10 protein-coding genes are annotated in these 13,721 nt (G+C 70.5%); 7 read left to right on the top strand and 3 right to left on the bottom strand.

Features of this window, described 5'->3' with window-relative positions; genetic code table 11:
* Positions 1-16: 16 nt before the first annotated feature.
* The 5 genes from ABZ915_RS00765 (at position 17) to narI (ending at position 7,567) form a co-directional block, all read left to right on the top strand.
* Positions 17-532: a hemerythrin domain-containing protein gene (locus tag ABZ915_RS00765; protein WP_361793548.1), complete on the top strand. Its 516-nt coding sequence runs from the start codon at positions 17-19 to the stop codon at positions 530-532.
* A gap of 189 nt (positions 533-721) precedes the next feature.
* On the top strand, positions 722-4,402 hold the full coding sequence (locus ABZ915_RS00760) for a nitrate reductase subunit alpha (protein ID WP_361795721.1): 3,681 nt from the start codon (positions 722-724) through the stop codon (positions 4,400-4,402).
* Entirely contained in the window at positions 4,402-6,132 is a 1,731-nt protein-coding gene (gene narH, locus ABZ915_RS00755; RefSeq protein ID WP_361793545.1) for a nitrate reductase subunit beta, read from the top strand. The genes ABZ915_RS00760 and narH overlap by 1 nt, the downstream gene beginning before the upstream one ends.
* Positions 6,129-6,803: a nitrate reductase molybdenum cofactor assembly chaperone gene (narJ, locus tag ABZ915_RS00750; RefSeq protein WP_361793542.1), complete on the top strand. Its 675-nt coding sequence runs from the start codon at positions 6,129-6,131 to the stop codon at positions 6,801-6,803. Before narH ends, narJ begins: the two co-directional genes overlap by 4 nt.
* A complete protein-coding gene (gene narI, locus ABZ915_RS00745) occupies positions 6,800-7,567 on the top strand; it encodes a respiratory nitrate reductase subunit gamma (protein ID WP_361793539.1) in 768 nt (255 codons plus the stop codon). The genes narJ and narI overlap by 4 nt, the downstream gene beginning before the upstream one ends.
* Before the next feature lie 28 nt (positions 7,568-7,595).
* On the opposite strand, the gene ABZ915_RS00740 is transcribed toward narI, so the two are convergent.
* Both ABZ915_RS00740 and ABZ915_RS00735 read right to left on the bottom strand, forming a co-directional pair.
* On the bottom strand, positions 7,596-9,335 hold the full coding sequence (locus ABZ915_RS00740) for a GAF domain-containing sensor histidine kinase (RefSeq protein WP_361793536.1): 1,740 nt from the start codon (positions 9,333-9,335) through the stop codon (positions 7,596-7,598).
* Positions 9,336-9,411: 76 nt separating this feature from the next.
* Positions 9,412-10,980 (bottom strand): metallophosphoesterase family protein, encoded by a 1,569-nt coding sequence (locus ABZ915_RS00735; protein WP_361793533.1) that lies wholly within the window; start codon positions 10,978-10,980, stop codon positions 9,412-9,414.
* A gap of 263 nt (positions 10,981-11,243) precedes the next feature.
* Between ABZ915_RS00735 and ABZ915_RS00730 the strand changes: the two genes are divergently transcribed.
* Both ABZ915_RS00730 and ABZ915_RS00725 read left to right on the top strand, forming a co-directional pair.
* Positions 11,244-11,732 (top strand): MarR family transcriptional regulator, encoded by a 489-nt coding sequence (locus ABZ915_RS00730; protein WP_361793530.1) that lies wholly within the window; start codon positions 11,244-11,246, stop codon positions 11,730-11,732.
* Between the two features lie 111 nt (positions 11,733-11,843).
* On the top strand, positions 11,844-12,386 hold the full coding sequence (locus ABZ915_RS00725) for a hypothetical protein (RefSeq protein ID WP_361793527.1): 543 nt from the start codon (positions 11,844-11,846) through the stop codon (positions 12,384-12,386).
* Positions 12,387-12,404: 18 nt separating this feature from the next.
* Here the strand turns inward: ABZ915_RS00725 and ABZ915_RS00720 are convergent, their stop codons facing one another.
* Positions 12,405-13,487: a hypothetical protein gene (locus tag ABZ915_RS00720; protein ID WP_361793524.1), complete on the bottom strand. Its 1,083-nt coding sequence runs from the start codon at positions 13,485-13,487 to the stop codon at positions 12,405-12,407.
* Between the last annotated feature and the right edge of the window lie 234 nt (positions 13,488-13,721).

Here is a 13,721-nt window from a genome sequence, read left to right as displayed (position 1 = left end):
GAGAAGGAGAAGTCCGGTGTGTGAGTACTGCGGCTGCCAGTCACTGGAGACGATCGAGGAACTGACCCGGGAGCACGACGAGGTGGTTCGTCTCATCAGCCACCTCCGATCCGCCCACCAGGAGGGCGGTGTGCCCCGGATGGCGGAGGTCGCCCGGGAGATCTCAAGGGTGCTCGGTCCCCACACCCAGGTCGAGGAGCACGGTCTGTTCCCCGCCCTGGCCGGGGACTTCCCCGAGCAGATCGCCGCCCTGGAGGCCGAGCACCGCCGGATCGAGGCGGTGCTGGCCGAGGCCGCCGACGGCGCGACGCCCTCGGACCCCGCCTGGCCGGACCGTCTGATGGAGGCGATGGCCGTGCTGCGCGACCATATCCTCAAGGAGCAGGACGGCGTCTTCCCGGCCGCGCTCGCGAACCTCGGCACCGAGGAGTGGGAAGTCGTCGAGGCCACCCGTGCCAAGGCGGGCAGCGCCCTGGTCCGGTCGGCCGCAGGCGTCGCACACGGTGGGCATGGCCATGCGGAGCCTGGATAATCGCCCCGGCACGTGGGCGGTGTCCACCGTTCCCGGAGTTGTCCGTGATGTGGCTGTTGACCTCGCGAGGGACGGCGGTCGTAGGGTCGTGTGCGGCCGAAAACCGATCACAGTTCGAACGGGCCCTGGCGCCCGGGGCGGAGTGGCACGGTGAGCACGGACATCAGCCGGGAAGAGTCGCACGCGGGCATGGACGGCGAGCTGGCGGAGGCGCTGGTGCGCTCCCGTCGGTTCTTCACCCGGACGGAGGTCTCCGACGACCTGCGCTCGCTGCACCGGAGAGGCGGCCGGCAGGCCGACGAGTTCTACCGGGACCGCTGGTCGCACGACAAGGTGGTGCGCTCCACGCACGGCGTGAACTGCACCGGTTCGTGCTCGTGGAAGGTGTACGTCAAGGACGGCATCATCACCTGGGAGGCCCAGCAGACCGACTACCCCTCCGTCGGCCCGGACCGCCCCGAGTACGAGCCCCGCGGCTGCCCGCGCGGCGCGGCCTTCTCCTGGTACACCTACTCGCCCACCCGGGTCCGCTACCCCTATGTGCGCGGTGTGCTGCTCCAGATGTACCGCGAGGCCAAGGGCCGCCTCGGTGATCCGGTGGCGGCCTGGGCGGAGATCGTGTCCGACCCGGAGCGGTCCCGCCGCTACAAAGCGGCCCGGGGCAAGGGCGGCCTGGTCAGGGCGGGCTGGGACGAGGCCGCGGAGATGGTGGCCGCCGCACATGTGCACACGATCAAGGAGTACGGCCCGGACCGGCTGGCGGGCTTCTCGCCGATCCCGGCGATGTCGATGGTGTCGCACGCCGCCGGCGCCCGCTTCTACTCGCTGCTCGGCGGCGTGATGCTCTCCTTCTACGACTGGTACGCGGACCTGCCGGTCGCCTCGCCCCAGGTGTTCGGCGACCAGACGGACGTACCGGAGTCGGGGGACTGGTGGGACGCCGGCTATCTGATCATGTGGGGCTCCAACCTTCCGGTGACCCGCACCCCCGACGCGCACTGGATGGCCGAGGCCCGCTACCGCGGCCAGAAGGTCGTCGCGGTCTCCCCGGACTACGCGGACAACGTCAAGTTCGCCGACGAGTGGCTGCCCGCACAGCCCGGCACCGACGGGGCGCTCGCCATGGCGATGGGCCATGTGATCCTCAAGGAGTTCTTCGTCGACCGGCGGACGCCGTACTTCGAGGACTACGTCAAGCGCTACACCGACCTGCCCTTCCTCGTCGCTCTGGAGGAGCGGGAGCCGGGCACCTACACACCGGGGAAGTTCCTGACCGCGGCCGACCTCGGCGGCGCGTCGGCCGCCGCGGAACACGCGGAGTTCCGGACCGTACTGCTGGACGCGGCCACCGGACAGCCGGTGGTGCCGAACGGAACCCTCGGCGACCGCTTCGGCGAGTCCGGCGCCGGGAAATGGAACCTCGATCTCGGTGACGTCGACCCGCTGCTCTCGGTCGCGGGCGGCGCAGAGGATCCCGTGCCGGTGGAACTGCCGCGCTTCGACGCCCCGGACGGGAGCGCGGGCCGGCTGCGCCGCGGCGTGCCGGTGCGGCGGGTCGCCGGGCGGCTGGTGACCACGGTGTACGACCTGCTGCTGGCCCAGTACGGAGTGGCCCGGGACGCTCTGCCCGGTCAGTGGCCGGCCTCGTACGAGGACGCCGACCAGCCGTACACGCCGGCCTGGCAGGCGGCGATCACCGGCGTGGACGCGGACAAGGCGGCACGCATCGCGCGGGAGTTCGCGGCCAACGCGGAGGAGTCCGGCGGCCGTTCGATGATCGTCATGGGAGCGGGGACGAACCACTGGTTCCACTCCGACACCATCTACCGCGCGTTTCTGACCCTGACCACGCTCACCGGATGCCAGGGCGTCAACGGAGGCGGCTGGGCGCACTACGTCGGACAGGAGAAGGTGCGTCCGCTCACCGGATACTCGGCGATCGCGACCGCGGCCGACTGGAACCGGCCGGCCCGACAGATGATCCAGACGGCGTACTGGTATCTGCACAGCGACCAGTTCCGCTACGACCCGTTCTCCGCCGACGCCCTCGCCGCCGCCGGATCCGGCAGCGGGCCGTTCGCCGGGAAGTCCACCGCGGACGTCATCGCCCAGTCGGCGCGGATGGGCTGGATGCCCTCCTCCCCCACCTTCGACCGCAACCCGCTCGACCTCGCCGACGAGGCGGAGGCGGCGGGCCGGGCCACGGCCGACCACGTGGTGGACGAACTGAAGAGCGGCCGCCTGCGTTTCGCCGGGGAGGACCCGGACGCTCCGGAGAACTTCCCCCGGGTGCTGACGGTATGGCGGGCCAACCTCCTGGGATCCTCCGCCAAGGGCAACGAGTACTTCCTCAAGCACCTGCTCGGCACGGACGCGTCGCTGCGTGCCACCGAGGCCCCGCCGGAGGCCCGCCCCCGGGACGTGACGTGGCGCGACGAAGCCCCCACCGGCAAACTCGACCTGCTGCTGACGCTGGACTTCCGCATGACCAGCACCACGGTCTTCTCCGACATCGTGCTGCCGGCGGCCACCTGGTACGAGAAGCACGACCTGTCCAGTACGGACATGCACCCCTTCGTGCACTCCTTCAACCCGGCGATCCCCCCGCCCTGGCAGACCCGCACCGACTGGGACACCTTCCACACCCTCGCCAAGGAGTTCAGCCGGCAGGCCGCTGGGCACCTCGGCGTCCGCAAGGACGCGGTGGCGGCCCCGCTGCTGCACGACACCCCGGACGCCCTGGCCAACCCGCACGGCCGGGTCCGCGACTGGAGGGCCGGCGAGTGCGAACCCGTGCCCGGCCGCACCATGCCCAAACTGATCACCGTCGAACGCGACTACGGCGCCATCGCCGACAAGATGGCCGCCCTCGGCCCCCTGCTGGACACCCTCGGCGCCACCACCAAGGGCGTCACCTTCAAACTCGACCGCGAACTCGACTACCTGCGGCACAAGAACGGCACCGTACGCGGGGGAGCGGCCGACGGACGCCCCTCGATCGCCCGGGACGTGCACGCCTGCGAAGCGATCCTCGCGATGTCCGGCACCACCAATGGTCATCTCGCCACCCAGGGTTTCCATGCCGTCGAAGCCCGCACCGGCCGGCCGCTCGCCGATCTGGCCGCCGAGCACGAGGGCAAGCAGATCACCTTCGCCGACACCCAGGCCGCCCCGGTTCCGGTCATCACCTCCCCCGAGTGGTCCGGGTCGGAGACCGGAGGGCGCCGCTACTCGCCCTTCACCGTCAACGTCGAACGCCTCAAGCCCTGGCACACGCTCACCGGCCGCCAGCACTTCTACCTCGATCACGACTGGATCGAGGCCCTCGGCGAGCAACTGCCGGTCTACCGGCCCCCGCTCGACATGCACGCCATGTTCGACGAACCCCGTATCGGGGACACCGGCGAGCTGGGGGTGACGGTGCGCTATCTGACCCCGCACAACAAGTGGTCCATCCACTCCGAGTACCAGGACAACCTGTTCATGCTGTCGCTGTCCCGGGGCGGACCCACGATCTGGATGAGCACGCAGGACGCGGCCAAAGTCGGCGTCGAGGACAATGACTGGGTCGAGGCGGTCAACCGCAACGGCGTGGTCGCCGCCCGAGCGATCGTCTCGCACCGCATGCCCGAGGGCACCGTCTACATGCACCACGCCCAGGACCGGCTCATCGACGTACCCCGCACCGAGACCACCGGCCGACGCGGCGGCATCCACAACTCCCTGACCCGGCTGCTGATCAAACCCAGCCACCTCATCGGGGGCTATGCCCAGCTGTCGTACGCCTTCAACTACCTCGGCCCGACCGGTAATCAACGCGACGAGGTCACCGTCATCCGCCGCCGCACGAACCAGGAGGTGACGTACTGATGCCCCGTGGAGACGCCACCATCGGACGGGTGATGGCCCAGATGGCGATGGTGATGAACCTCGACAAGTGCATCGGCTGCCACACCTGCTCGGTCACCTGCAAACAGGCGTGGACCAACCGCACCGGCGTCGAGTACGTGTGGTTCAACAACGTCGAGACCCGGCCGGGCCAGGGCTACCCGCGCCGTTACGAGGACCAGGACACCTGGCGCGGCGGCTGGGAGCTGAACAAACGCGGCCGGCTCGCGCTGAAGGCGGGCGGCAGGTTCAAGAAGCTGATCCAGATCTTCTCCAACCCGGTGCTGCCGTCCCTCGACGACTACTACGAACCCTGGACCTACGACTACGCGACACTCACCAACGCCCCGCTCCAGGAGCACACCCCGGTCGCCCGCCCCAAGTCCCTGATCTCCGGCAAGGACATGAAGATCTCCTGGTCGGCGAACTGGGACGACGACCTCGGCGGCTCGGCTGCGACCAGCGAGAAGGACGTCCTCCTCAACCAGGTCTCCGAGAAGATCAAGTTCGAGTTCGAGCAGACCTTCATGTTCTACCTGCCGCGCATCTGCGAGCACTGCCTGAACCCGTCCTGCGCGGCCTCCTGCCCGTCCGGCGCGATCTACAAGCGGGAAGAGGACGGCATCGTCCTGGTCGACCAGGACCGCTGCCGCGGCTGGCGGATGTGCGTGACCGGATGCCCGTACAAGAAGGTCTACTTCAACCACCGCACCGGCAAGGCCGAGAAGTGCACCTTCTGCTTCCCCCGCGTCGAGGTCGGCCTGCCCACCGTCTGCTCCGAGACCTGTGTCGGCCGCCTGCGCTACATCGGCCTGGTCCTGTACGACGCCGACCGGGTCCTCGAGGCCGCCGCCACGCCCGACGAGAAGGACCTGTACGAAGCCCAGCGGGAGGTCCTCCTCGACCCGAACGACCCTGACGTCGTGCGCGAGGCGGAGAAGACGGGCATCCCCCGGGACTGGATCGAGGCCGCCCAGCGCTCCCCGATCCACGCCCTGATCAACACGTACAAGGTGGCGCTGCCGCTGCACCCGGAGTACCGGACGATGCCCATGGTCTGGTACATCCCCCCGTTGTCCCCGGTCGTCGACGCCGTACGCGACACCGGCTCCGACGCCGAGGACCACCGCAACCTCTTCGCCGCCGTCGACGCCCTGCGCATCCCCATCGACTACCTCGCCCAGCTGTTCACCGCCGGCGACCCCGCCCCCGTCGACGCGGTGCTGCGCCGCCTGGCCGCCATGCGCGCCTATATGCGCGACATCAACCTCGGCCGCGAACCCGACGCCGCGATCCCCGAGGAGGTCGGCATGGGGGAGGAGCAGTTGTACGACATGTACCGGCTGCTCGCGCTGGCGAAGTACGACGAGCGGTACGTCATCCCGCCCGCGCATGCCGAACAGGCCCACAAGCTGGAGGAACTGGCCACCGAATGCAGCCTGGACTACGAGGGCGGCCCGGGCATGGGCGGTTCCGGGCCGTTCGGCGAGGCGTCCGCCGTCGCCGCGCCGATCGCGGTGGAGAACTTCCACGCCCTGCGCGACCGGCAGAGCGCCGACACCCCCGCCACCCCCACCGACAAGGCCACCCGCGTCAACCTCCTCAACTGGGACGGCAAGGGCTCCCCGCCCGGTCTGTTCCCGGACAAGCCGTCCACCGGCGGCCACAGCGCCGCCGGTGACACCGGAGGGGAGGTCGAGCCGAAGCCATGAAAGCGCTGAAATGGAAGACCACAGGCACCGCACCCGCCGAGCCGTGGCACGCCCACGCCTGGCAGGCCCAGTCCCTGCTGCTCGCCTACCCCGACGAGCGGTTCGAGCAGCGCCTGACCCTGGCCGCCCGGGTCGCCGCCACCCTGCCGCAACCCGCCGCCGGCCCCCTGCTCCGTTTCACCGCACATGCCGAGCGATCCGCCCCCGAGGACCTGGCCGCCACCTACGTGGCCACCTTCGACCACCGCAAGCGCTGCTGCCTCTACCTGACCTACTACGCGCACGGCGACACCAGAAAGCGCGGCGTCGCCCTGCTGCGGCTGAAGCAGACCTACACAGCGGCCGGCTGGCGCCTGGGCGACGACGAACTGCCCGACCACCTCGCCGTCGTCCTCGAATTCGCCGCCGCCGACCCGTCCGCCGGAGCGCGCCTGCTCAGCGAGCACCGCGCCGGCCTGGAACTGCTCCGACTGGCCCTGACCGACGACGACTCGCCCTGGGCGCACGTGCTGGACTCCGTATCCGCCACCCTCCCCGCCCTCGTGGGCGACGAACGCGACGCCGTGCTGCGTCTGGCCGCCCAGGGCCCGCCCGAGGAACAGGTAGGCCTTGACCCGTACGCCGCCTCCCCGGTGTTCCTGCCCGACCCCGTCGTAGGAGGCCCCCGATGACCGCATCCGCGCAGCCCTTCACCACGGCGGCCGAGGCCGGCACCGGCGGCATCCTGCTCTGGGTCGTCCTGCCCTATGTCGCTCTCGCGGTCTTCGTCCTCGGCCATGTCTGGCGCTACCGCTACGACAAGTTCGGCTGGACCACCCGCTCCTCCCAGCTCTACGAACGGCGCCTGCTGCGGATCGGCAGCCCGCTGTTCCACTTCGGCATCCTCGTCGTGCTGCTGGGCCACATCGGCGGCCTGGTGATCCCGAAGAGCTGGACCGAGGCGGTCGGGGTCAGCGAGCACATGTACCACCTGGGCGCGGTCGTCCTCGGCACGATCGCGGGCATCGCCACACTCGGCGGGCTGGCCATCCTGATCTACCGCCGCCGCACCGTCGGACCGGTCTTCTCCGCCACCACCCGCAACGACAAGGCCATGTACGTCTCCCTCACCCTGACCATCGTCCTCGGCCTGTCCGCCACCGTGGTCGCGAACGTCATCGGCGGGGGGTACGACTACCGCGAGACCATCTCCCCGTGGTTCCGTTCCATCTTCTACTTCCAGCCCGACCCGGACCGGATGAAGGGAGCGCCGATCCTCTTCCAGCTGCACGCCATCAGCGCGATGCTGCTCTTCGCCGCCTGGCCCTTCACCCGCCTGGTCCACATGCTCACCGCGCCCATCGGCTATCTGACCCGCCCGTACATCGTCTACCGCAGCCGCGACACGGAGCTGGGCGCCCGCCCACCACGCCGCGGCTGGGAACGCATCGGCTGATCACCGGGCCTGGCCGGCGCGGATGGCCTCACGTCGCCCGGGGGAGGGGTACCACCCACTCGACGACGGTGCCGGTGGGCTCGTTCGAGGCCAGCCGGAACTCTCCGCCCAGTTCCTCGGCACGCCGGCGCAGGTTGGCCAGGCCGCTGCGGCGGTCGGCCGCCGGGTCCATGCCGCGGCCGTTGTCGGCCACCCGCAGGCGCAGGTGGGAGGCGGTGACCGAGACGCTGACGTCGACCGCGGTGGCGTGGGCGTGCCGGGCCGCGTTGGACAGGGCCTCGCCGAGCACGGCCAGCAGGTGTTCGGCGTGCTCGGCGGGGACGTCGGTGTCCAGCAGGCCGGTCATGCGCAGCGCCGGGGTGAAACCGAGTGCCTGGCCCGCCCGGTCGGTGGCCGCCACCAGTCTGGAGCGCAGGCTGCTGCCGCCGCGTTCCTGGTCGTGCTCCCGCAGGCCGTAGATGGTGGAGCGGATGACCTTGATGGTGTCGTCCAGGTCGTCGACGACCCGCTGGACGCGTTCGCTCACCTGCGGTCGGTCGGCGACGCGGCCCAGCGTGGACTGGAGGGTCAGGGCGCCGGCGAACAACCGCTGGATGACCAGATCGTGCAGGTCGCGGGCGATGCGGTCGCGGTCGGTGAGGACGAGTACGTGCTCGGAGTCGCGCCGGTGCTCGGCGACCTCGAGGGCCAGGGCCGCCTGATTGCCGAAGCCGATCACCATGTCGATGGCGGGGTCGGAGAAGGACGGCCCGCCCGGTACGTTCGCCACCTGAAGGACCCCGCGCACGTGCTCCTGGGTCCCGAGCGGCACGAAGAACGCCGGCCCCAGATCCACCACCGAAGCGCTGCCGCCCTCGGCGCGCGGATCCGCGCTGACGGCCTCGCTGATGATCGTCTCCCCGGAGGCGAAGACCTTGGCGGCCAGCGCGGCGGCGGGCAGGACCAGCCCCCGCACCTCGTCCGCGCGTGTCCCGGCGGCGGCCTCGACGACCAGTTCACCGCTGCCTGCGACCGGTACCGCAAGCGTGACCAGGTCGGCGTCGGCCATCTCCCGCACGGTGACGGTGAAGGACTCCAGCACCGCCCCGGGCTCCGCGCCGGACAGCAGGCTGCGGGTCAGTTCGTTGCTCGCCGCCAGCCACCGCTGCCGACGCCGTGCGTCGTCGTACAGGCGGGCGTTGTCGATCGCCACACCGGCTGCCGCGGCCAGGGTCCGCAGCACCGCCTCGTCGTCGGCGTCGAACTGCGCGCCGCCCTTCTTGTTGGTCAGATACAGGTTGCCGAACACCCGGTCGCGCACCCGGATCGGGGCGCCCAGGAAGCCGTTCATCGGCGGGTGACCGGACGGAAACCCCACGGACGACGGATGCTGCGACAGATCGGCCAGGCGCAGCGGCCGCGGTTCGCGGATCAGCAGTCCCAGGATGCCCTCGCCGCGCGGATACGGGCCGATCCGGGCGATGGTCTCCTCGTCGATTCCGACCGTGAGGAACTGCTTGATCGTGCCGTCCTCGCCCAGCACGCCGAGCGCCCCGTATTCGGCGTCGACCAGGGAGACCGCGGACTCCACGATGCGTTGCAGGACCACCTGGAGCTCCAGGTCGGAGCCGATGGCCAGCACCGCGTCCAGCAGCGTGTGCACCCGGTCCCGTGCCGCCCGCACCTGCTCCACCTGTTGTTGGAGACCCTCCAGCAACTGGTCCAGCCGCAACTGCGGGAAGTCCCCCGACGCCTCGGCGTCATGGGGATCCCGCGCCCGCTCTTCCACCACAGCTCTCCTTCACCGCCGCGCCGACCACCACCAGAATGCCGGAGGCGGAGTCCTGGCTCGACAGCCCCCCGGCTCAGCGCGCTTTCGCACCGTCCCTGCGCGGCCGTTGCAAGGTAAAGGTGTCGACAGGTTCGACCTGACCGTACCGGCCTGTGACGGCGTAGTAGGTGACCGCCATCGTGGTACGGCCCCCGGGCCGGTTGCCCGGGTCGACGGAGAAGGCGACGAAGCCGTAGGGGTTGACGCGGTCGCGAACCGCCGACCAGGGCGCCTGCTCCGCCAGGTAGACCGGGGCCTTCTTGCCGTTGGACCCGGTGGGGCCGACACCCGTGATGACATTGCACTGGGGGGTGTCGAACAGTACGTCGATCGAGGGGATCGAGGTGCCGCCGCCACCGACGACCATGTGGACGGTTCCCGTGGTGGTGTCCACGAGGTCGGTGCGGGTGGCTGCCGGGTTGGGCGTCATGGTGTCGTTGGGCTGGTGACCGCGGATCGGGTGTGATCGCTCGTAGTGGTGCTCGTGTCCGCAGACGACCACGTCGACACCGTACCTGTCGAACAGCGGCAGCCATTCCTGGCGGATGCCGAGATCGGCGCCGTTGCCCGGGTGGTCGGCGGTGGAGATGACGACCTGGTGCATGACCACGACGATCCAGTCGATGTCCTCATCGGCCCGGGTGCGCGCCAGCTCGGCCTCCAGCCAGCGGTGCTGGGCTCCGCCGGAGTAGCCGCGGACGTAGGAGTTGCCGCCGTCCTGGAAGGCCACGTCGTCGTTGGCCACGCTCACGACACGCACCGAGCCGACGGTGAACGCGTACCACAGCCCCCTGGTCTCCGGATCACCGCCGTTGCCGGGCAGGGAGAAGTACGTCTGGTAGGCGGCGAACCCGATCGGCCCGTTGCCCAGTTCGTTCTCATGGTTGCCGGCGGCCGGCATCCAGGGCCGGAAACGGGCGGACCGGCTCGTCATGTCGAACCAGTCCGCCCAGGTGCGGATCCGGTCGGTGGCCAGATTCGCGTAGCACAGATCGCCGTTGACGAGGTGGAAGAGCGGCGCGGTGCGCTCGACGGCGGTGGTCACGTCGTTGGCGTACGGCGATCCGAGATTGTCGTTGAGATAGGTGAGCTTCGCGGTGATCTTCGGTGGTCTGGGCCCGTCCAGCTTCCCGACCGTGGGGGTGCCCTGGTCGCCGAAGCTGGTGAAGGTGAACGGCGCCCGGCCACTCGGCCCGGTGCGGAACGACCCCGGTTCGGGCGTAGCCCCGTCGTGGACCGCGGCGTACACGTAGTCCGTGCCGGGGCGCAGCCGGTCCAGCCGGGCGTGGTGGACGTACAGCGTCTGCCCGGACTGGGCGTCCTTGTAGAAGGAGGTCTGCGCGTCGGTCTCCCTGCCCATGCCGTGGGCCGGCGTGCCGAGCAGCACCCTCGGCCGTTTCACCGGCACCGGTGTCTGCCAGGACACGACGACCTCGCGGGAGGCGTCGGCGCCGAACTGGAGATGAAGGCCGCTCACCGGCGGCATGCCGGATCCCTCCGGCTGGACCCACAGCACCGGTGATGCCGCGGCCGGCTGTGATTCCACGAGGGCGGTCGCTCCCGCCGCCGCACCGGCCGCTCCGAGCAGAGCTCGCCGGCTCACGCCATGGCGCACCCCTCGATCGGGGGCTGCCGCTCGTTGTCCCGACTCACGTGTCGCACTGTCGGCGAAGTGATCGCCGCCTGTCGATGTTGTCGTCATATGGGCGAACGTCCCATGCCCTGGCGTTCCCCTGACACCGGCCGGCAGTGAACACTGCGCCAAGGACCGCTACCGGAAATCGACGTCCGCACCAACCCGGACAACCATTTCGGCGGGTGGGACGACGGTTGTGGTGGACGCACGGCAGGCAGCACGCTGTCCGCGTGGACGAGCGAGCAGAGAGTGTGCAGGGGCTGGACCACGCGATGCAGGAACTGCGGCACGGCCGGTTCGGGCTCTACGGACCGTGGGTCCGGGAGCGCTTCCTGGCCGGGCTGCCAGGAAGCCTGTCACCGACCGCCTACCGGGTGCTGCGCTTCATCGAGGCCAGTTCCCCGCCACCGCCCAGCCTCTCCGACATCGCCGCACTGCTGCTGGTCGACCGCGCCCGCGCGGCACGCGTCGTCGACCGGCTGGTGGCGGACCGCCTGGTCACACGCGTCCGGGACGAGGTGGACCAGCGCATACGGCGAGTGGAACTGACCGAAGCCGGACGCCACCATCTCGGCATGGCGTCCGCCCGGCGCTCCCAGCTGCTGGGCGAGGCGCTGGCGGACTGGTCCGACGAGGACTTGCGAAGCCTGACGGCCGGCATCAGGCGACTGAACGACTCCGTCGTACGTCATCTGCCCACCTCGGGCGGGCAGATGTGAGCCGGGTTCCCAGCCGATTCCCAGTGCCGTCTCCCATCGTGAGCGGCGAGGCGGATCGCCTCGCCACCACTGCCCGGCACGCCGGGCTCGACGGGGAAACGGAGAACGGGGATGACGGACGTGAAGTGGAACCCGCGGATGGCGGCCGCGACTGCGAGAGCGCGGGGTGTCCGGCGGGGTTTCATGGTGGCGGCCACCATCGGCGGCATGTTGCTCGCCTCGGGATGCCGCACGGGCGGCGCCGCCGCCGACGCGGAGCAGCCCGGCGACGGCGGCCTGAGGGCCACGGGGGTGGCGCTCACCGCCGTACCCAGCAGCCTCTCCGCGGTGAAGTGCAGGACGGCCGTACCGGAGAGCTATCTGGCGGTCGTCTCCTTCGCCAAGGGCCACAAGGGAGGTGAGATCACCCTCCGCTACGGAGCGACCGGCAGCACGATGAAGGAGGAGACGCTGAGCGTCCCGGCGGGCAGGACATCGGTGACGAAGAGCTTCTTCCACTCGGAGTACATCGTCGGCAACTCGCTCGCCGCCGCGCAGGTGAACGTGGTCAAGCCCAACCTCGTACAGTCCGCGACCGTGCATCCGACCGGCATGTGCAGCGACAGCGGTCTGTGGGACACGGGCACCGACGCCGGTACGACGGGCGGCTTCTGACCGGCGCTCGGCCACCGCTCACGACGAGAGGACCAAGCCCAGCCAGAACAGCACGAATGCCGTCCAGAAGAACCCTGCGCCGAGCCCGCCGAGCCACCGGAGCGGACCCCCGCTCTCCGAGTCGGCGAGGCCGGCGCCCACACGACAGGACATCGCCAGCGCCAGCATGGCCGACATGGCCACGAAAACCCGTACGTTCGCCTCGGTACCGCCCGGCCGTACGGCCACGAACAGCAGGAACAGTCCGGTGAGCAGGGCCGCCCCACCCACGAGGGCCAGGACGGCGCGACCGGCGGCCCGGACCGCGGTACCGCGGCCCACCCACGAGCCCGTCACCGGCCGGGCCGGAGCCAGGCCCTCGTGCGCACGCCGCAGCGGATGCCGCTTGGGCAGCTCGCCGTACTCCAGCAGCCCCGCCCGGATGGCCAGCGCGTCCCGCTCGGGCGGGGCGGCCTTCTGCTCGGCCCTGAGCCCGCGCCCTTCACGTGCTCGCGTCAGTACCGGCTGACCACCGCCGACGGGTGACAGCACACCGCCGAACCGCATGTCCCCCGCGAACCAGGCCTCGGAGACACCGTCGGCACCGAACGCACCCAGGATCCGCGGGTCGCACGGTGACCGGGTGGAAGAGTTCTGCCACCCCGGTCCCGGTACGCCGTGAACCCGGACGCGCTCGGCGAGGTCCGGTTCGACCAGCCGGAAGAACGCGCCCTGCCACTTGCGTACGGAAACCTGCTGCGCGTGGTCGTCCGGGCCGGGCCCCGCCTCCAGCAGGCACGGCCGCCACGGGTAGTGCTCCATGACCAGGCGTGCCCTGCGGGCGTTGACCGAGGCGTGCCGGCAGTGCCACCAGTGGACGGGCACGGCGATGGCCAGGGCCGACACGACCACCACGAGGACGAGCCTCCAGGGGCCGCCGATCGCGGTGAACAGACCCGACACCACTGCGAGAAGCGCATAAGGGCCGAGGTGGCGTACGTGGTGCAGCACTCTGGACCGGCGCCAGGCACGACGGGTGGTGGCCCTCGAGAACGCGGTCTCCTTTCCGGGCGGTACGCCGTACGGCCCGCTGTGCCAAGCGTCCCCACTGTTCGACGACATCCGATTCCCCGTCCTTCGTGTCCGGTGCCATGGACGGTCCTTGGCGCCGCCCATGGCATGGTGCGGACCGCGACTGGGAAGCGACTGGGAACCCACTGAGCGACGGGGCTTTCGCCCCGGAATCGGACGGATGCGGGTGGGTACCTGGCGCGGGCGAGGCATTTCTGCTCTCACCCGGAGGAAGCCATATGCTTTCGGATGAATCGCGTCCTGTTGTCGCCGCGACACTGCCGG

Source organism: Streptomyces sp. NPDC046915 (assembly GCF_040644935.1).
Lineage (GTDB): Bacteria > Actinomycetota > Actinomycetes > Streptomycetales > Streptomycetaceae > Streptomyces.
The sequence above is the reverse complement of the archived record's forward strand: the minus strand, read 5'-3'. Positions and strand labels throughout refer to the sequence as shown.